This window comes from Rhizobium sp. 21-4511-3d (assembly GCF_053522545.1).
This window is the reverse complement of the sequence record NZ_JBNWCF010000020.1, coordinates 1-17,861: the sequence shown is the minus strand read 5'-3', so window position 1 is coordinate 17,861 and position 17,861 is coordinate 1. Positions and strand designations below refer to the sequence as shown.

Here is a 17,861-nt window from a genome sequence, read left to right as displayed (position 1 = left end):
GGCTGAACGTATCTGAAGGCTGGCGTTTAGCCGTTATGTCATCCGGAACCAGAGCAGAAATCGCAGCGCCGCCTGCTGCATCCCCTTCTGCACCGGGGACCCGGTCATTCCCGACTGCCGGTGACACTGACAGACCAACGCCGACCATTTCAGGGCCATACGACGCGAGTTAATTCAGGATTTACCTACCTCCTTATGGGCTCGATAACTGGAGACAGGTTAGGACCTTCGCCAGATCACTGAAAGAGTCCATCATGCATTCTCAAGCTACCGCGCTAAACGAAGCTCGCAAAAAGATCATCAGTCTCCAGCAAGAGATGACAGAGCGCGTTATCAAGCTCGCGGAGGAAGTTGAAAAGCTCGACGCGATCCTTCCAAATAAAGAAAATCGCGAGTTCCTGAGGACTCGATGCGGCCTGGCTTCATCCGAAATTTCAACGTTCTCCAAGTTCTCCACCACCCTTAAGGACCACAGGCAAACTCTGCTGAAAAAGCGTGTCCCATTTGCTGTAATCAAGCGCCTCGTCTCGACGAATGAAGAAGTACGCTCGGAGGCGATGTGTCGAATTGCGTCGGGAGCTCGTTTCGATCTTTCAGATCTCACGGTAATCAAGAGGTCGTTCAACAAGTTGAGCGAGTTCGAAATGATTGCGCGGACGCAACGCAAAACCGTGCGGCGTATCGTGAAAACGCGGACTGCCGAAAAGCTCGCGCGTCTCGAGAGCGACGCGGTTGTTCTGATGGGTAAAGTCGCAGCGCTGCCGCAGTCTTCATTCCGTCCATCTGTTCAGAACCAGGTTGCCGCTATCAAAGAGGATGCTCGGCGTGTCCTACCGCAATTTGAAGAGTTGCTCGGTTCCGACCATCCGTTTCCCTCCGATGCCTCATTCACTGCTGTGAAGCGTGGAGAAGCACGGATCGCGTTCGCGCACAGAGCGCTGACCAATCTAGCCTTCAGGCTCGACACTTCCGGGCGCTCGATCGCCGCGCAGGCAGAGTTGATCGCGAGAGAGAAGGAAGCTTTCGCCGGCGCGATCGCACGCGCGCTCGGCAACATTAAATATCAGACGCCGCGCCCTCGACCCTGGAAGGCTCCCCGAGGCGCCTTGAAGGCGCTGACGAAACGTCGACTGTCAGCCCTGGAACTCTGCGCCGGAGCTGGAGGTATGGCCCTTGGCCTTGAAGCGGCGGGCTTCAATCACGTTGCCCTTATCGAGATGAATAGCGACGCTGCGGCGACCATGCGCACCAATCGGCCAAAGTGGCCAGTGGTTGAGGCCGACATGACTACGATCGATTTCACTCGCTATGCTGGAAAAGTCGACTTGGTGTGCGGTGGCCTACCATGCCAGCCTTGGTCGGAGGAGGGTGAAGGTCTTGGAATGGACGACCCGAGGGACCTTTTGATGGAGGGCGCGCGTGTCGTAAGGCAGGTAAAGCCAAAGGCGTTTCTTTTCGAGAATGTCCGCGGCCTCCTGCACGCGCCGCATGCTGCTCAACTCGCTCGGTTCGTGAAGGAACTTGCCGACGCCGGTTACGAGGTCCAGATCGTCGAGGTCAACACGAAGGATTTCGGCATAGCGCAAGACCGGCCACGAGTACTCATTCTGGGGATGCAGACGCAGTACCGCAAAAACTTCAAGATGCCTCCGAAATTTCCGGGACGCCGATCCAATCTGGGCACGCTGCTTCTCGACCTGATGTCGGCAAAGGGCTGGAGCGGCGCATCTTCCTGGGCAAAGGAGCGACAAGAGCAAATATTCGAGGGCGAGGATGGTTCCTCGGCCGTCGGTGCCCTCGCTTGGACTTTGAAGGGTCGACAGGGGAAGGCACGCTTCTTCGAAGCCCGCCGATGGGCGGGCGTCGGACTCACCGCGGCCGGGCTGCCGGATGATGCCCCTACGGACGAACTGGTCAACAAAGCCGGCGGCTCTTTCGTTCCTGGAATGACACTTAGGATGAGAGCGCGCATCCAGGATTTTCCCGACGACTATGTCTTCTGCGGCGGGAAGGAGTCCGTTGCAAAGCAGATTGGCAATGCAGTGGCGCCGAGGCTCGCCCAGGCAATCGGTCTTGCAATCCATGCCGCCATCAACCGGTGCGAGTTCGACTACGAGGCCATGCTTTGGCCCGAAGATCTGACAACCCGTCCCGACGCTGAGCACCGTATCGAAATCGTTCCTCCGCCGATAGGATTGGATACGTCGAGGGCCGAGGAGTACGGGCACGGAGAGCAAGTGGAAAGAGCGATTAGGAGCAGACGTCGCTTCGCGGCCACATAAGATTGCGCGCGAGAGCGTTCAGAGGCATCTCGCGTGGCGTCCGGGCGAGCACGAGAACTTCTGGAAAATTGCGCTCACCTTCTGGCCGATCTTTCAACTCCTGCCGCTCCATTCGCGAGAGTCGTCGCACACCAAGCGCTGCGCTACCTGCACGAACGGGCCATTGGCGTCAAATTCTAGGATCGTAGCGACTTTGTTCCTTCAAGCGCTGGGCATTAACGGCTCGCACCGCTCCTTGATGGAACGGTGGCTGAAAAGCCGCGTCCCTATTTTCTTCGGGGCGACAGCACGCTTCCCAGCAGTACGTTTGATCGCAACCTGGTGCGCGAACACGCAAAAAACCGCCGTCTCCTTCTCATGCTTTGGAGACGGCGGCTCAAGTTGGCCCCGGTTGGATGAGCGGGACACCTGTTCGTTAGCTCAAGCCGCCGACGGAGGCTTTCAGAAATTTGATCTTATTTTCGCGGCCGGTCGTTTTGTATGGGCAATGCACGCTCCTGACGCTGCCTGCTGCTCAGTATCGTCCTCACGATTTCAGCCCGCGAGTGCAAGTCGATGTTCTCCATTGTCGTGCCCTTCAACGCATCTTGCAGTAGTTCACTCCAGGTAAGCGCCGCTCCGTTGGCGAGGTCTTTGCATAAGTCCCTAGCCTCGCCTGCGACGCCGTTCTCTACCTTCAATGTCGCGCCCCGCTTTGCTCCGCCGCCCAATGCGGCAGCCGGCTCTGCTCCGCGGCCATCGCCGCTAATGCTTTACGAACGTTCAGCATCGTCTTCCTGTGCCAGGCACGGCGCTTGGTGTACGGAACGCCGGGTACGAGCGCGCTGTCCGGCGTCTCATGTCCCCAATCAGCGACCGCCTCGCCCGTTTTCATGGAGACCACCTCGACGATCCGATCGGGCGCCAACCAACCGAAATAGATGAAGAACTTGTCGGAGTTGAAGCCATCCGCCGCATCCAGCGCAAGTTTGGTTTCTGGGGAGATATGAGATTTGGCCCACTCGGTCCACTTCCACAGGAGTTGGTTGTCTGGCACGTCGACCCGCAGGCGATATTCGGTCTTGTCGACACCGCTTCCCCGCAGTCCGTGGCCGTCCGCAATTTCGGAGGAGGTTAGCCAGACGCCGACTTTTCCCCTGAAGGATTGGAGATCCGTTACGACGTCTCCGACCGTCAACCCATGCTGCCGGATGCCGTGAAGGTGTGCCGCTGAAGTGAAGTGAAAAAGCTGCATGGTCCGTCTCCTTTGATGCTGTTCCAAAAAGGCTGGCGTCGTTCGTTACGGGCGTCAACCGCGTTCCTCTGGCACGCATCAGGAGAATTCGGCCGGAGACCAATCGAACTTGTGAAGGACTACGGACTGCTCGATCGCGTCGGCAAACAGCGCCGGTGTGCCGAAGTGTCTTCTCATCAAACCCGGATTGTCTAAAAGGCCAGGCTCCATGCCGTTTGCCTCCAGCATTTTGAGAACAAATGGCGTCTTGAATGCTACGCCGAAGTACACGTAGCGTTGGGCGTCATCCCAAGTGGGATCCACGACCCGCCCATGCGCGTCAGCTAGCCATGCGTGCTGGATCGGCAGCCATAGGCCACCTGCTTCCATCGCGAATCCCTCGCAATAGAAAAGCTCATCCGAATTGCTCTTACCCTGCGAGACCAGGGCAAAAATCGAATTTGCGTAGCACTGCTTCGGGGCGCCAGGCTTGATATAGTCCGGCTTCTCGCGGACGACATGCATCAACCCGCCGTTCGACAAGAGGGCTTCATTTGGGCTGAAGGAGGGGCGAAGCTGCCCCCGCATATCGCACAGCCGACGGAGATAATCCGTTACCACGCTCTGCTGATACTCTTGTTCCGTCATGCGATGCCTCCGTGTGTAGTGCACGAAAAGGCTGGCGTCGATTTAGCGAGGCGTCAACAGCGATGCGCGAACTTGGCAGGAGTCTTTGGGGAGCGGAAAATCACGGCTTCGGCTCGTCGAATCCTGAGGATTGACTTGAAGCTTGTAACTGGTGGGGCTCTTGAAAACTTGATCGTAAGACCCGACCATGAGCGGTCCGGAGCCGACGAATGGCGGCTAGGTGTCAATGAACGTCATTCATCGTCAGGACCGCCGCCTGCCAGAAAATCCTCAGCACTCTCTCGTTTATAGCGAGGCGAGTAGGACACACTAAAGACGCCGTCCGCGTCGAACACAACCTGCGGCCCATCCTTCTTGGCTGCCGCAAATACGCGGGCCAAGTCCTTTGTATCGTCAGGCAACCGCCAACGATCTTCGGCCTTCATTGCAGGTCTCCTACCTATGCGAATCCTTATAGCTCTTCCTTAACGATTTGGTAACCATGTTGGCGTCGAATCCATGGGATGGAGCAACCGCGAAAGGGCGTCGCGGGCATGGCATCACGTTTTTTGGTCGATACCAGCGTACTCAGCGAAGCGCGGAAAGCCAGCAGCAAGCTGGACCGCGACGTCGTGTTTTTCCTAAGGCAACTGCCTCCCGGCGCCTTGGCGATACCTCTTCCGGCAGTCTTTGAACTTCAACGCGGGGCTCTCAAGAAGCAGCGGACCGATCCCGTCCGGGGAAAAGCATATTCGAGATGGCTTAACCGGCTCCTGGCAACCGATGTGTGGGTTCCATCGGTGGATGCGGAGGTCAAAAAGCTGGTGGCGGAGATGGCCGTCACGCCCGAACTGGAGCGGTATTGGCTCAGTCGCGGTGATCCGCCAAGGATTCAATTCGGGTGCGACCCAGAGATCGCCGCGATCTCGATAATCTACGACATCCCTGTCGCCTCGACCAATGTCAGGGACTTTCTCCACATCAACCAGCACTTTCCCATCCCTGGACTCTATAATCCGATTGCGGGTGGCAAATGGCATTTGCCTCCGCCCGACGGCTGGCAACTGGGCGACCATTTCGAAGCCGAATTGCCGGATTGGCGGAGCTTAATAGGGCCGTTGGTTTGATCGTCCTATCGTCATGTCATGGGCGCATCGGCGGGCGAATCCTTTAAGGATTCGTAAACTGTCTTTTCAGCAACACCTCTCAGCGCGGCGCCCTTTTTACCCCGAGGCGTCTTGATTTGATGCGCAATCGACGCCTTACTGTCGGAGTACTCAACCCTGTCCAAGGCGGACCACATGTACTCGATACAAGCATCGCAACAACAAGGTTGCCGCTCAGCGGCCTAAGGCCCGGTGTATCGATCGCCGTGCTTCAAGGCGCGGCGGCTCCTCAAGACTGAACTTCGCAATGAGGATGTACAGATGGCAGGATTGATCTACCCACACACGACTCTCCAACGACGCTCGATCGCTAAGGGGTCAGCGCGCTAACTCCGGAAGGTCCCTTCCGACGGCGCGAGCTGCTTCCGAAGCTTCGATTTGTCTGCAACTGCGTGGATCGCGGTCGTGATGTCGTGCGTCGACACCACCGGATCCCAACAAGAGGTACTACGATGACCAACGACAGCAAGGGCAACAACAAGAAGAAGATGGTCCGCACCGGCGCGATCATCATCGGCGATCACAAAGGCTACAAGCCGCATCCGCTTTCGGGTCCGGACGAGCTGCGTCTCGACCGCATGTTCGGCTTCCTGGACGCGGCGATCAATGAGACCGCCAAAATGAAGCGCGCCGCCGAGCGCAAGGCAAAGAAGTAAGCGTAATGCGGCCGCCCTCACAGGGCGGCCGCACGCGAAGAAAGAAGGAAGGAATTATGATGATCAACAATTATCTGGCCGACGATTTGTCAAAATTCGAACAGGAGGCAGCACCTGTTTCGCGAGTTACGAAGAGCACGCCGCTGGACGCCCCCCGTCACTACGCCGACTTCGTCATCAGCTATCGGAACGGCGAACGTCGTCTCTACAGTGTGAAGTCTTTCACCAAGTGATTTCATTGCCGCCTCCCACAACCGGGAGGCATTGACATGCGAGGACGCACGATGATTTTCCGCATCAATTCCAGCCAACGGTAGCCGGCGCGATCTTTCCAGAAGGGGCCCTCCTGGAGCGCGCGCCGGCTTTTCGGATCGTTCGCAATCACGCGAACGAGCGCTCTGTCTTTACGCCCTGAAGGAGGGGTAGATGAAAAAGGCCGAATTCGTACTTCAGTATCTTCATTTTAAAAAATCCGGCCTGGATGTACTCAACATCCAGCACTCTCGCATGACCAACTTTGCGAATCCCGATAGCCAGCTCGAGACGGCCCAGAGCCGGAGCTTACAAAGGGCGGACCGAGCAGCGGTATCAGCATCGAAGAAAAGCTCGGCTTCGAGATCGAGCCTGACCCGGTCTCGCCGGCAGACCGCAACGTTCCTCTAGGATCACCGTTCCATTGTCACGTCGTCCTCTCCAATCCGTTGGGGACGGGCCCGTTGCGATGCGAGTCCTGGTTCGAGGCTATGTGCGCCACCTATCTGCTCTCGCGGCGCGACGTCGCCGACATCTCCTGTCAGCGCCGCGTCGAGTATAGCAAGGGAAAGGAGCACTACTTCGATTTCCGTGTTCTTTATAAGAACGGTTATGTCCGGCTGATTGCCGCTCGACCTGCGAACAAGCTGAAGCATGGCGATCTCGTGAGCCGCCTTGAACAGTTCACTAACTATTCGCTGAAAAATCATGCGGATGGATGGCAGATCATGACTGATCACGACGTCACGCAGGCAGTTTTTTTACACTCAGCCAACATTCTCCGCGCCCGTGCACTCAAGAACGAAGAGGACTGCGTCCGGATGCGCCGCCTGCTGTCGAACATGAGCGACATCGTGAAGGTCAACGAACTCTTCTTGGAGTTTGGGCGGCGCGGAGCGGCGCGCACAGCAATGTGGAACCTCGTCGACGAGGGGCTTCTGAAGCTCGAAACGAGCGAACCGCTTCGTAAGACTATGACTGAAGTGTCGTTTCTACGACAGGTCGCATGACAGGAGATTGGGATGGGTAAGGCATCGGAAGTCCGCTACACCAACGTCAAGATCACGGACAAATGCTTGGTCCGCAAACAAGGAGCCGAGTGGAGGGTCGAACCAGTTGGGAACAGCGGCTACCGACTGATCGAACAGCGTACAGATGGCCGAATCCACGATGTTCCGAAATCCATAATGATGCGGGATATCGCTCTCGGGATTGTAGCGGTTGATCCGCTGTATTTCGAGGACGACGCCATCAAGGCTCGTAACTTCGAACTGGATCGAGACCTCGATCCAGCGGACATGTCTCTGGACACTCGTCGTCGCGTCCGCGCCGTCACGGCGTTCGTCGATGGAATGCGGCGAGGGAAATGGAAGCGATCAAGGCCCCATGCCATCGAGTTTCTCAAACAGTTTGCCGAAGAAGAAGGCAAGATAGAACAGGCTCGTGTATCGGGCGGGAAGGCCCGAGGCGGCGTCGCGATCGACAGGGACATCCAGCTCGCCTCAGACAAGGTGATGGTAGATTGGTGCCAGTTTCTCCGTTTGGTAAGGAAGTATTTGGCTCACGGATGCTCGCCCAGCACGTTGGTCTCTGGAAACCGTGGAAGCATTAAAGGAACGCGGATCAAGTTTGACACTCAGAGCTTCATTCGCATGAAGTACCTGAGCGGCCAGCAGCCCAGTGCCGTGGCGATTCTTGCGGACATCCAATCAGAAAACCTACGGCGCAAGAACGCCGGTATGGATAGGTTCCTCGAAGAGCCAGACAAGCGTACCATCCAGCGGTTTGTAAAGGGAATAAGGGATCTCGAGGCCAAGGCCGGACGCCATGGCAGCAAAACGGCGAGACTGGAGTTCGCCCTGAGCTACGGCGGTCCAACTGCGGATTACCCTCTGCAGCGTGTCGAAATGGATGAAAAGCTTCTCGACTTAGAGGCGTTCCTTACCGACACAGGACTGATCAAGGTCATTCATCCAGTCGCCCTAGCGCGTTTGATCGAGATGGGTCGGGCGGAGGTGCGGGATGATAAGAGGAAGAGAAAGAAGAACGACAGGATCAAGCGCCTTTGGTTGTCTGTAGCGTTTGACGTCGCCACGCGCTCAGTACTTGGAATGAAGCTCCTCAGAACCGAACAACCGACCGCACGCGATGCGATCGAGGTTCTTGAGATGGCCGTGAACTCAAAGGCACATATCACGGACTACCTGAAGACGGAAACCGAATGGCCCATGATGGGCAAGCCAGAGTGGGTGTACGGCGATCACGGCGCCTACGCCACGTTCGAATTCCAAGACTGCGTCACGGCCCTTACCGGCAATGTTGTTAACCCGCCTACGGATCACCCAAACCTTCGCGGCGCGATCGAACGCTTTTTCAAAACCTTGGATGACAGGTACATGCATATGTTCCCAGGTAGGACATTCGGCAATCCAATAGCGAGAGGCGACGCGGATCCAAAGGCACTCGCGGCGCTCACCGATGTGGAACTTGCCGAGTGCCTGGTCCGTCTGATCGTCGATTGCTATCACAACACCGCGCACTCCGGTCTGGCGGACCTGAGTCCCCTCGAAGCCTGGTACTTCCTGAATGATGGTCATGACGTAGCGTTGGTACCTGAGCGCGTTCAGCGCCGCGCGTTCGCGGTTACATTGAAAGATCGTAAGATCACCAACGACGGTCTCGTCGTCATGGGCTTGCCCTACGGCGATGAACGTTTGCAGGAGCTTCGCAATCAGACGAAGGACGGATCTTTCACAATCAGGGTCAGCGGTCGAAGCCTCAAGCACATCTGGGTTCGGAAAGTCGATGACGACGGTTATTTCAAGCTTGAGTGCAACCTTCCGGGCGTGGATGCAAATATGACGTTCTACGAGTGGCGGGCCGCACTTTTGCACCTCACGGCCGAGAACAAGAAGAAGCTTGTCGGAAACTGGGAAAAGGCGAAGGCAGCGCGCCTTGAAGTGCAGAAGATGGTCACAGACGCCCAGAACAAGGCCGGCATCACCATCGCGCCTTTCACTGCAGACGCTGTCCACGATGTGGAAACCGAGACAGTGAAAGGCGTAGTATTCAGGTCGCAGTCGACGCCGGATTACGGCGAAGAAACACTCGAACGGCAGAACCCTGGCAACGGTCGTCGCAACACGCCTACTGAAAGCGTCAAGCCTGCCTCGTTCGAAGATTTGGACGCCAAGTATGGAGCGCCGGACGACGGCATTCATCGCGATCCCAATCGCTTCTTAGAGCAGCCGGAGGCGTCAGAGCGTAGGGAATCGCGGACTCTCGGAAAACTCAAGTCTAGCGAGAGCGCGCCATCGCCTGAAGAGCTTCCCCCCTCCATGCCGGGGCCAACTCGAACAAGAATTGGTCGCCCCACCGATGTTTGGAATGATGACGAGGATTGAAAATGCGTCGACCCGATGACGAAATCGCAAAAACCATCCGAGAGCGGCTCGATGATGTTCAAAAAGGCTTCACTGACATCATGGCGGATGTCGAGGCGTATTATCGCATCACGGACAATGACGAGCCCATCAAGCGAGAGATTGATGTCATAGCGCGTGCTGCGGGGAGATCGTCCAAGGACGGTCATATCCTCCTGATTGTCGGAGAGTCGCACACTGGCAAGTCAATGTTGATCAACCACTGGCTAGACGAGAATGAAGCGCTTCGTCCGATTGAGATCGACAACGGCAATTTCGCCTATCCAATCTTCCGCTGCAAAGCTCCGAGCAAGGGCGATGTCACGGCGATGGGACGCGAGATGGCTTTTCGCCTCGGCTACCGAAACCAACGTCAGCTCAATAAGGATCTAGTCTTCCAGCGCGTGCGAGCCCAACTACAGCTTCGGGGAATCAAACTGGTCTTCATAGACGATTTCCAGAACTTAGTGTCCGGGCATAAAGCGAAGGAAATTGCCCAGGAACTAAAGCTGCTGCTGCAAGACGAAGATTGGCCGGTTCATATCATGATCGCGGGCTTGCCCAACTCGGAACTGATCACCCTCGAGGATCCGACCATGGAGATGGAGGCTCGCATACGGCTCCGCCACTTAAAGGAGCTCAATTTTCGACAGCATCACAAGAAGATCAGAAAAATGATCCTCGAGGTTCTTCAGATCGCCGGTCTGGAAACGTCGATGCCGCTGCATGAGGAATTTCTCGCTCGGTTGATCCACGGGGCCCGTAACCGACTCGGCCTCATATTCAAAATGCTGCATTTTGCAATCGAGGATGCCCTTGATAGCGGCGAAAGAGCCATCGGAAGTGACCACTGGGAAAGAGCATACATGGAGCTCGCGAAGCGCGGAAGAAACGTCTTTACCGATCCCAAATGGCGGACCATCTTGCGTGGCGTGAAGGCTGACGGAACCCTCACCGACGAGGACGAGGAGGACCAGTACAAGGCCCCAGAAGAGGCGAAAACAGTTTGAGCATCGGCCTCTACAAACTGCGGTTCCATGACGATGAGACTGCCGCGGGGTTCTGCTCTCGGCTCGCTGCCGCTTGTGGTATCAGCTCGGATGCATTTTGTGAGGACATGGGGTTTAGGTATCACATGATCCTTAGAGCCGACGAGAAGAGCCTCCGTCTTTTGTCCGAAGTGAGTTCAGTGCCTTTCGAGAAGCTTCGACATAACGCCATTCGGCCCTTGAAACAGGGACAGTCGATGGTTCGCGGCGAACTGATGAGGATGCCGTTTTTTCAGACGGGAACGAGCCGACTTTGCCCCCATTGCATTAATGATGATCGAAAGATGCGAGGCCCTAGTCCAGCCTACGACCGCCTCGCTTGGCATTCACGCTTTATCCGCACGTGTCATATCCACAATACTGAGCTATTCACCGGTCCCGGCAAAATACGAGACTTCACCACTTTGCTCGAAGATCAAGCGCTAGCGATCCATAGGGCGGCTCACAATCCTAACAAATTAGCGTTTTCCAAGTTCGAAAATTTCGTATTGGACCGACTGAATGGGATAAAGGGCCATAGCGTGTTGCTCGACGAGCTCTCGCTCAACACGGGAGGAGACCTCGCCGAGTTGATCGGCGCCTTCACCCTGTTCGGCAAATACACCAACCTTGAAAACCTGACGACCTCGCAGTGGCATCAAGCAGCTAGCGCCGGCTTCGATTTTCTTCTCCGCGGGCCTAGCGGCCTTCGCGACTTCGCCGCACAGATTACCGCCGATGTCGATTGGACCCGGTTCCGGGGGCGAGGAACGAGGCTGTTTGGTGGTTTTTACTACCGCCTGCAGCTTCGTCGGAAACATATTGGTTACGAGAAGGTCTGTGATGCACTTCTGCAGCACGTTGAAGACCATTTTTCGGTACCAACGGGAATCAAAATATTTGGAAAAGAGGTCAGAACCAAACACGACGCCATTTACCGAACTGATCGCTTTTCTGGTGAACACATCGACACCGTTAAAGCCGCTTTGTCAGTTGTTGTAGGGGACGATTCGCGGAAGCGAACGGTCTTTTCTATCGAGACATTTGAGGAGGCAGCACAGTATCTAGCGTCTTTGGTCACCAGGGGTGAGGCGGAAGCGCTCCTTGCAATCCATCATGATCAGTTCCGGCAGCTATTGGAACGAGGATGCATTCAGCCAAGTGAGTCTTACGGCAGGGCGAGACCAGCAGGGAACCCGAGATACTCACGAGAAGAGGTTCTCGCATTCATCCGGTCTCTCCGCATCGATCAGCCCGTCGACCTCTCGGATGATATGCTGCCGATCATGACCGCAGCAATTTCAGCAAGCGTCGAGTTCGGCGATATTGTCACCTTGTTACAAAAGCGTAAGCTCAAGAAGGTCCACTATGACGTCTCCAAGACTGGATTGGCTCAGATTTATATCGCTCCCTCAGAACTCCGGGAGCATGGCGAGCGCCCTGCCAACTGGATCGACTCGGAGGAAGCCGCGTCACGCCTTGGATATGATGAACAGTTCTTCTGCTTGCTAGTTCGGGCGAAGTTGCTCACCCCGCAAAAATTTCGGGTATTCGGCTATCGGCTGGGTTCGAACTTTTTCCACGTCGACGAGATCGACGCCTTCGCGAGGAGTTACACGACAGCCCGAGACGTGGCCGCGATGTTTGAAATTCCATTTGGAACTGTGAGACACATGCTCAGGGTCAGATCCGTTGGCCACGTTATGTTCGAAAAAAGGTTGGTCTTTGTACGAAGCGAGGCGGAAGCGGTGGGCCGGGAGATCCGCCAACGTCTTCTGGGACTCGCGCAATCTTGAAATCTCACAAAATATTCTGATGCTGTGGGCTACTGGAACCAGTTCGCTAACCGACTTCGCTGTCGACCCATTGGCCTACCTGACCGCGACTCTCGCCTCCATCGTAAGTGGTCACTAGCAGAGCCGGATCGGCGAGCTTATGCCGTGGAATTACTCGGGGCGATCAGGCGGCTGAAGTCTGCTATCGGCCCAAACCGGACATGCAGCCAAATTCCTTGGAAGCGGTCTTATGAGGTGCTTTCGGTCGTCGAGGAGCAGCGGTAATTGGAGTAGGCCTCCGGTATCTCAATCAGCAGCCTGCACGACAAAGTCAATGAATGCCCGAGGACTTGGCTACGAAGTTCAGGTTCACGGTCCCGCAGTCGCACCTTATGGCTTCCTTGCTCCCGACGACGGGGGTGACGGAAAGCATCGTACCGCAGTCATGACATGAGAATTGCTGCGTGTAGACTTTGTACGCAGCGACGACGGGGGCGAACTCCTGTGACGTCAGGTCAGCCCACGGATTGTAGTGGATCGTCTTGTTGATCTGCCATTGATCGGCGTTCGCTGCCGTGCGCGCCGCGACGAAGTTGGCTTCATACACTTCTATCTTTTCAAGCACTTCCGCCTGACTCCAGGACTTAGCCGCCACCTTGGCTTTCTTGAAACCGTCGCCCAGTGCGGCCGTTGCTCCGCTCATGAGATCGCCGAAAACAAAATCTCCGTCGCCACGGTACTCGACCTTGCCTCGTAGTCGGTGGCTTGCTTCTCCCGCAAAGTACTCGAGGTATCGCCGGAGCGTGGCCGACGCCGTGCTCACGTCACCAGCCGCATTGGCGGCCTCGATTTCTTCCCAAACGGACTTGGTGTCCCAAGAGGTCGGACCTGCATCCACCGTCCACGTCTTGAAATGTGCCGACGAATTTTTTCCGGACAAAAGGCCTGACGATTTAAGGTGCCGTAACCAAACCTCGTCGTGGGTAGTGAAAATGAACTGCGTCTTGGGAAATTTCAGCTTCAGTAGACGGCAAACCTCACGTCGGTGTCCTCTGTCCACAGACATCAAGACATCATCGAGGACCGCGAAGGTGAAGCTATCGCCTAGAAGGTGATTCATCAGAGCGAGATACAGGCATAGGCCCATCCCATCCTGATGGCCCTCGCTGTGATAGGCTCCAGGTGGAAAATGGCCGCGACCATAGAAATCGACATCGAGCCCAAGCTTTCCATTCGACGGTGTCAGATGGGCGCTGAATGTGCCCTCGTCGTCCTTGTTGATGTCAGCATAGTAGTCGGCGAATGTGTCCTGCACTTTCGCATAGATGTCGCTCAACGCCTGCGTCGTCGTCTCAGCATAAATCTTGTGGAGGTCGGTCGCCCTTTTCGCCTTGATGGTGGCCTTATGATGTTCCCGGCGCGCCTTCTGAAGATTCCGGAACCGTTCTCGCGCGATCGTCAAAAACGTCTTTGCCTGATCTTGAGCGTTAGCCTCCGGAATTCTTCCGATAGCTGCCTCCAACTCCGATATCTTGGGTTTTAGGGACGCGTGCCCGTAGTCGGCCTTGAGTACCGCTGCAGTATCGTCCAAAGGGTGCTGCTTTTCGAGTTGCTTGTAACGTCCACCCAACGTGACCCTAAAGTCTATCAAGAGCGTGAGGTCAATGGCTGGTTCCACCAACGCACCATAGGATATCGTCGTGGTCAAGCTCGAACCCGCGGCCCGTATCGCCTCCAGAAGCTTCTCGATGAGCTTGCCGATTGCGGCCTTTTTCGATCCGATCTGGTCGAAATGCTGAAGTTCAGACTTGACGTGTTCCTCGAGCTGTCCCGGCAAAAATGATGTGTCGCAGACTGGGCAGCGCGAACCATCATAGTCTTCAAGAGCCGATTTAAGCAAATCTTGGCGTCGAAGGTCCCTGGAAGCCAAGGGGTCGGCCGTGATCTCATCGACCTGGACGACGATCTGAGCGATGAGGGCCTTCACCGCTTCACCCGAGAGAATTTCTAGGTTCTCACGTAGCGCCTTTAAATCCGACAGCGCGAGCTCTTTGTTGATTTTGGGTGCGGCGGGCGCAACTGACGTATCTTCCAGCCCTTCGAGAAAGTCCGTGGTAGCAGTCAGTTTGGTTAGAGCCTGCACGCCAAGCAAGGTTCTCTGGCTGTTGATGGCAGACAGAACACCGTCAGTCGAAAATGAAGCGAGCTGCACCGCGTCGAGAAAATGTTGCCGCGCATCATCATCCACAAGCTTGAGCGGCGACACCTCTCTTGAGAGGCGATTGGAAATCTTGAAGAGCGTCGCCCTGAGCTTCTCGACATGCTCGAGGCGGAGAAGCGCCTGGACTTCCGTTGCACGGTCCTTTGGCTCGGCGAGGACGTACCTTATGAGCTCCCGCCGGGACAGCGCGAACTCAGGATGTTGGGCGACATGGTGAAACGCGTTGCGGACGTCCTGTGTCGAGGGTTCGATTTTCGGATATGCGGGCGAGCCAGCCGTTCGAGTAATCCGGGCCTTTTTCCCTCCCAAAGACGGCAAAGTAACATGGAGGGTGACCGACGCTTCCTCGGGCGTGTTGCGGAAATCAACGTGTGGACCATGAAGTTTCACAGACAGGCCGCCAGTCCCCCGGCCCGACAGTCTCGAAATGCCACCTGTTAGCGCGAACTCGATAGCGTCGACGATGCCGCTTTTGCCAGTGCCGTTTGGGCCGCAAGCGGCGAAGTTCGAGCCGCCAGGTTCGATGGTCAGGTCGATGATCCCCCGGAACTTCCTGATCTCAATCTTCTCGATCCGGATCATGGCTCCTCCGGGAAAAGCAGCGCCATGATCGCGGGCTCGGCCATTAGCCCGTCTTCGACGACCAGCTTCCGGAGTTTTGGCGCGAATTCAGAGAATTGGTCGTTGTTCGCGAGGTTCTCGAAGAACGTGTCCAATACCGCTGTAGCGAGGATCGGGATCGGTGAGGACGGGTTATCATCTGGATCGGCAGACATAGGTCGAGAACACTCCTAAGACAGGCTGTCTTCTCGCCGCTTTCGGAAAAGACATCATCGGTCAAGCATCTTTGAAGATTGCATGGCCTGACAAAAACTTCAACAAAAGCGTGTATGTGCGCCGCATCACTCTGGTATCGGGGCCGGGCGACGCGGATTGTGTGGGAAGAGGCTTACGGTCTGAGATCGTGCCTGCCTGTCACGCGACGCTGAAGCCTGCCAACGGCCCATGGCGGACGTCACGATCGCAAGCTGCAGCTCTACGTTTTTTTCTGCTGCCATCACACGCGGCTTGAAGTGATGCAAGAATATTCACTTCGCTTTCAGCAACGTATCTTCAACATGTCCGTGCTGTAACTTTTGTCGGCCTTACCTGTTGACCAATCAGCCCGAATTTCTCAAGTTCACGCTAAACGGGTATCATCCAGCGCCGAGGAAATGAGGGACGCATGTCGAACGTCGTTGTAGTAAAGGCAAATGAACTGATCGACCCGCAAGCCCAGTTGCTGGTGAGTTTCCTGCAACATATGGGCCTGCCGGCCGACAACATCATTGCCGACCAGAACCAACGCTCGATCATCGGAAATAATTTGGAAAGCCTTATTACATCGATTCCGGCCGAACATCGGAAGGACGCGCGGTACCTATCGAAATTCGTAGTCGGCGCTGGATTCGGACTTTTCGACTATTCTCTCAATGCCATTTGGAATGAGGTTGTCCTCAAGTTGCGGACAAAGGCCGTAATGTATGGCCTCGACATCTTTTACGATGCCGCAGTCGGTGGCAGCAAGGCGAGGGAGTTTTACTCAACTGAGGAACACCTGTCGTCCTTGAAGGATTCGGTGATGCTCGACACGTGCCGAAAACTGGAGCTGATCTCCGATACAACCTATAAGAAGCTCAAGCACATCTTGGACATGCGTAATGATACCGGCATTTCGCATCCAACCAGCTATTCGATCAACGCTTTTGAGTTGCTAGGCTATCTGCAGAACTGCGTTCAAGACGTCCTCAACGAAAATCCGACTGCCGCCGCGCTCCAGGTCCAAGGTTTCATCGCCAATTTGAAGTCCCTGACCGGAACACTGGACAATACGACTAAACAGTCCATCGAAAACAAGATAATCGAGCTGCCTACCCACCTGTGCGGCAACCTGCTCCGTACGGTATTCGGCATCTATGTCGCTAACGATACCGATCCGGCTGTGCGGAAAAATATCTCGCTTTTCGCCCCAAAGTTATGGGCAGCCTGCTTGGACGAAACTAAGTTCAAGCTAGGAATCGTACTCGAAGGTTACAACGTCAACCTCTACAAAGAGAAGCACGAACTGGGTTGTCAATTCTTCGAAGTGGTGAATGGGCAGGCTTTTAGATCGCCATCTGAGCGGGCAATCATAGTCGACGATCTCCTTTCGAGTTTAATAAATACCCATAACGCCTGGGACAATTTCCACCACGAGCCGCCGCACGCTGCGGAGCTTTACTCGTTCGTCCCTGACCAAGTTTCCGTCATCGAGAATCAGGCGAACCGCCTTTTCAAAGTGGTATTGACCTGCCGGATCGGAAATGGCGTTGCGTATCAGTCAGGCGTATCGCCAGGTGCGAAGCCCTATTACGACAAAATTCTCGGGATAGCGGGAGACAAGTTTGCGCCGCATGTGATGGCAGCATTGGCGCATTACGAGATCAAAGCTCGCCTCGGAAATGAACGGTGCCGAAGACATGCGCGAGATGCGCTCCAGATTGTTCGAGGCATTGTGATCAATCAGCGGATCGCCGAATGCCTCGACTATTTGATCGACCGCCTTCCGGATAACGCCTCCTGCGTTGACAGCCTTGAGTTTAAGCAACTGTCGGCCGGCTACATCACCTGGAGCTAAAGCTGCAATCTGAAGCGGCGTGCTGAGGCCGGGCGATTTGCCTAAAGCGAATGTCCCCTTTTGGCGCATTCCTGCCGTCAATGTCATGGTACGGCACGCATCCCCCAACGGGCGTCTATCAACACAAGCGGCAGACCCGCGATGACGCTGTAGTCGAGTACCAAGCGTGGGAGCTAGCGTAAGCCCACGGTGAAGGCCGTCTTGCGATGACGGCCTGCTGACTGCCAGTCCTAGTGGTAACACTAGGAGTAGTCATATGACGAAGCATCCAATTGAGGTGATCACGTCTGTGGAGCGCCGTCGGCGTTGGTCACGCGAAGATAAAGAGCGGCTCGTCGCTGCGTGCTTTGAGCCAGACGCGGTCATCTCCGAGATTGCCCGCGCGGCCGGCATCCATGTCAGCCAGTTGTTCCGTTGGCGCAAAGAGCTTTGTCGGATCGAGGAGCCAAGATCTGACACTGCGGCTTTGGTGCCGGTGATCGTGTCCGAGGCCGCTTCGACAGTCTCCCCCGCTCAGCCGGAACCACCCACCAAATTCCATCCTCGTCGGAAGCGCAGTGATG

The 17,861-nt window shown here is 55.9% G+C and carries 16 protein-coding genes; 11 read left to right on the top strand and 5 right to left on the bottom strand.

Annotated elements, in window-relative coordinates:
* The first annotated feature begins 254 nt into the window (after positions 1 to 254).
* On the top strand, positions 255 to 2,282 hold the full coding sequence (locus ACQZ5H_RS29775) for a DNA cytosine methyltransferase (protein WP_449099868.1): 2,028 nt from the start codon (positions 255 to 257) through the stop codon (positions 2,280 to 2,282).
* Positions 2,283 to 2,958: 676 nt separating this feature from the next.
* Here ACQZ5H_RS29775 and ACQZ5H_RS29770 read toward each other — a convergent pair.
* From ACQZ5H_RS29770 to ACQZ5H_RS29760, 3 genes are all read right to left on the bottom strand, one after another.
* Entirely contained in the window at positions 2,959 to 3,516 is a 558-nt protein-coding gene (locus tag ACQZ5H_RS29770; RefSeq protein WP_449099867.1) for a hypothetical protein, read from the bottom strand.
* 78 nt (positions 3,517 to 3,594) lie between these two features.
* On the bottom strand, positions 3,595 to 4,143 hold the full coding sequence (locus tag ACQZ5H_RS29765; protein WP_449099866.1) for a hypothetical protein: 549 nt from the start codon (positions 4,141 to 4,143) through the stop codon (positions 3,595 to 3,597).
* Positions 4,144 to 4,376: 233 nt separating this feature from the next.
* The gene (locus tag ACQZ5H_RS29760; protein ID WP_449099865.1) at positions 4,377 to 4,568 is read right to left on the bottom strand and encodes a hypothetical protein; all 192 of its coding nucleotides are present in this window, start codon (positions 4,566 to 4,568) and stop codon (positions 4,377 to 4,379) included.
* Positions 4,569 to 4,676: 108 nt separating this feature from the next.
* On the opposite strand from ACQZ5H_RS29760, the gene ACQZ5H_RS29755 reads away from it, so the two are divergent.
* From ACQZ5H_RS29755 to ACQZ5H_RS29720, 8 genes are all read left to right on the top strand, one after another.
* On the top strand, positions 4,677 to 5,249 hold the full coding sequence (locus ACQZ5H_RS29755; RefSeq protein WP_449099864.1) for a hypothetical protein: 573 nt from the start codon (positions 4,677 to 4,679) through the stop codon (positions 5,247 to 5,249).
* A gap of 491 nt (positions 5,250 to 5,740) precedes the next feature.
* Entirely contained in the window at positions 5,741 to 5,944 is a 204-nt protein-coding gene (locus ACQZ5H_RS29750; RefSeq protein ID WP_449099863.1) for a hypothetical protein, read from the top strand.
* Positions 5,945 to 6,000: 56 nt separating this feature from the next.
* Positions 6,001 to 6,177, top strand: a complete 177-nt coding sequence (locus tag ACQZ5H_RS29745; protein WP_449099862.1) for a hypothetical protein — start codon at positions 6,001 to 6,003, stop codon at positions 6,175 to 6,177.
* 193 nt (positions 6,178 to 6,370) lie between these two features.
* The gene (locus ACQZ5H_RS29740) at positions 6,371 to 6,607 is read left to right on the top strand and encodes a hypothetical protein (RefSeq protein WP_449099861.1); all 237 of its coding nucleotides are present in this window, start codon (positions 6,371 to 6,373) and stop codon (positions 6,605 to 6,607) included.
* An 80-nt stretch (positions 6,608 to 6,687) separates the two neighbouring features.
* Positions 6,688 to 7,206, top strand: a complete 519-nt coding sequence (locus tag ACQZ5H_RS29735; RefSeq protein WP_449099860.1) for a hypothetical protein — start codon at positions 6,688 to 6,690, stop codon at positions 7,204 to 7,206.
* A 12-nt stretch (positions 7,207 to 7,218) separates the two neighbouring features.
* The gene (locus ACQZ5H_RS29730; protein WP_449099859.1) at positions 7,219 to 9,600 is read left to right on the top strand and encodes a hypothetical protein; all 2,382 of its coding nucleotides are present in this window, start codon (positions 7,219 to 7,221) and stop codon (positions 9,598 to 9,600) included.
* A gap of 2 nt (positions 9,601 to 9,602) precedes the next feature.
* A complete protein-coding gene (locus ACQZ5H_RS29725) occupies positions 9,603 to 10,628 on the top strand; it encodes an ATP-binding protein (RefSeq protein WP_449099858.1) in 1,026 nt (341 codons plus the stop codon).
* Positions 10,625 to 12,442 (top strand): TniQ family protein, encoded by a 1,818-nt coding sequence (locus ACQZ5H_RS29720; protein WP_449099857.1) that lies wholly within the window; start codon positions 10,625 to 10,627, stop codon positions 12,440 to 12,442. The genes ACQZ5H_RS29725 and ACQZ5H_RS29720 overlap by 4 nt, the downstream gene beginning before the upstream one ends.
* Positions 12,443 to 12,752: 310 nt before the next feature.
* Here the strand turns inward: ACQZ5H_RS29720 and ACQZ5H_RS29715 are convergent, their stop codons facing one another.
* Together ACQZ5H_RS29715 and ACQZ5H_RS29710 are read right to left on the bottom strand one after the other, a co-directional pair.
* Complete coding sequence (locus ACQZ5H_RS29715) at positions 12,753 to 15,224, bottom strand: AAA family ATPase (protein ID WP_449099856.1); 2,472 nt, start codon at positions 15,222 to 15,224, stop codon at positions 12,753 to 12,755.
* Positions 15,221 to 15,418 (bottom strand): hypothetical protein, encoded by a 198-nt coding sequence (locus ACQZ5H_RS29710; protein WP_449099855.1) that lies wholly within the window; start codon positions 15,416 to 15,418, stop codon positions 15,221 to 15,223. Before ACQZ5H_RS29710 ends, ACQZ5H_RS29715 begins: the two co-directional genes overlap by 4 nt.
* A gap of 449 nt (positions 15,419 to 15,867) precedes the next feature.
* Here ACQZ5H_RS29710 and ACQZ5H_RS29705 point away from each other — a divergent pair, with 449 nt between their 5' ends.
* Together ACQZ5H_RS29705 and tnpA are read left to right on the top strand one after the other, a co-directional pair.
* Entirely contained in the window at positions 15,868 to 17,298 is a 1,431-nt protein-coding gene (locus tag ACQZ5H_RS29705) for a hypothetical protein (RefSeq protein ID WP_449099854.1), read from the top strand.
* Between the two features lie 256 nt (positions 17,299 to 17,554).
* Positions 17,555 to 17,861: IS66-like element accessory protein TnpA (gene tnpA, locus ACQZ5H_RS29700; RefSeq protein WP_449099853.1), on the top strand; the 307-nt coding region annotated here is incomplete at its 3' end.

Excerpts from the sequence above, each read along its gene's own strand:
- ACQZ5H_RS29760 (WP_449099865.1), bottom strand. The coding sequence starts at position 4,568 with ATGAAGGCCGAAGATCGTTGGCGGTTGCCTGACGATACAAAGGACTTG.
- ACQZ5H_RS29725 (WP_449099858.1), top strand. The coding sequence starts at position 9,603 with ATGCGTCGACCCGATGACGAAATCGCAAAAACCATCCGAGAGCGGCTC.
- ACQZ5H_RS29750 (WP_449099863.1), top strand. The coding sequence starts at position 5,741 with ATGACCAACGACAGCAAGGGCAACAACAAGAAGAAGATGGTCCGCACC.
- ACQZ5H_RS29705 (WP_449099854.1), top strand. The coding sequence starts at position 15,868 with ATGTCGAACGTCGTTGTAGTAAAGGCAAATGAACTGATCGACCCGCAA.
- ACQZ5H_RS29745 (WP_449099862.1), top strand. The coding sequence starts at position 6,001 with ATGATGATCAACAATTATCTGGCCGACGATTTGTCAAAATTCGAACAG.
- ACQZ5H_RS29770 (WP_449099867.1), bottom strand. The coding sequence starts at position 3,516 with ATGCAGCTTTTTCACTTCACTTCAGCGGCACACCTTCACGGCATCCGG.
- ACQZ5H_RS29735 (WP_449099860.1), top strand. The coding sequence starts at position 6,688 with ATGTGCGCCACCTATCTGCTCTCGCGGCGCGACGTCGCCGACATCTCC.
- ACQZ5H_RS29740 (WP_449099861.1), top strand. The coding sequence starts at position 6,371 with ATGAAAAAGGCCGAATTCGTACTTCAGTATCTTCATTTTAAAAAATCC.
- ACQZ5H_RS29715 (WP_449099856.1), bottom strand. The coding sequence starts at position 15,224 with ATGATCCGGATCGAGAAGATTGAGATCAGGAAGTTCCGGGGGATCATC.
- ACQZ5H_RS29765 (WP_449099866.1), bottom strand. The coding sequence starts at position 4,143 with ATGACGGAACAAGAGTATCAGCAGAGCGTGGTAACGGATTATCTCCGT.
- ACQZ5H_RS29710 (WP_449099855.1), bottom strand. The coding sequence starts at position 15,418 with ATGTCTGCCGATCCAGATGATAACCCGTCCTCACCGATCCCGATCCTC.
- ACQZ5H_RS29730 (WP_449099859.1), top strand. The coding sequence starts at position 7,219 with ATGGGTAAGGCATCGGAAGTCCGCTACACCAACGTCAAGATCACGGAC.
- ACQZ5H_RS29755 (WP_449099864.1), top strand. The coding sequence starts at position 4,677 with ATGGCATCACGTTTTTTGGTCGATACCAGCGTACTCAGCGAAGCGCGG.
- ACQZ5H_RS29775 (WP_449099868.1), top strand. The coding sequence starts at position 255 with ATGCATTCTCAAGCTACCGCGCTAAACGAAGCTCGCAAAAAGATCATC.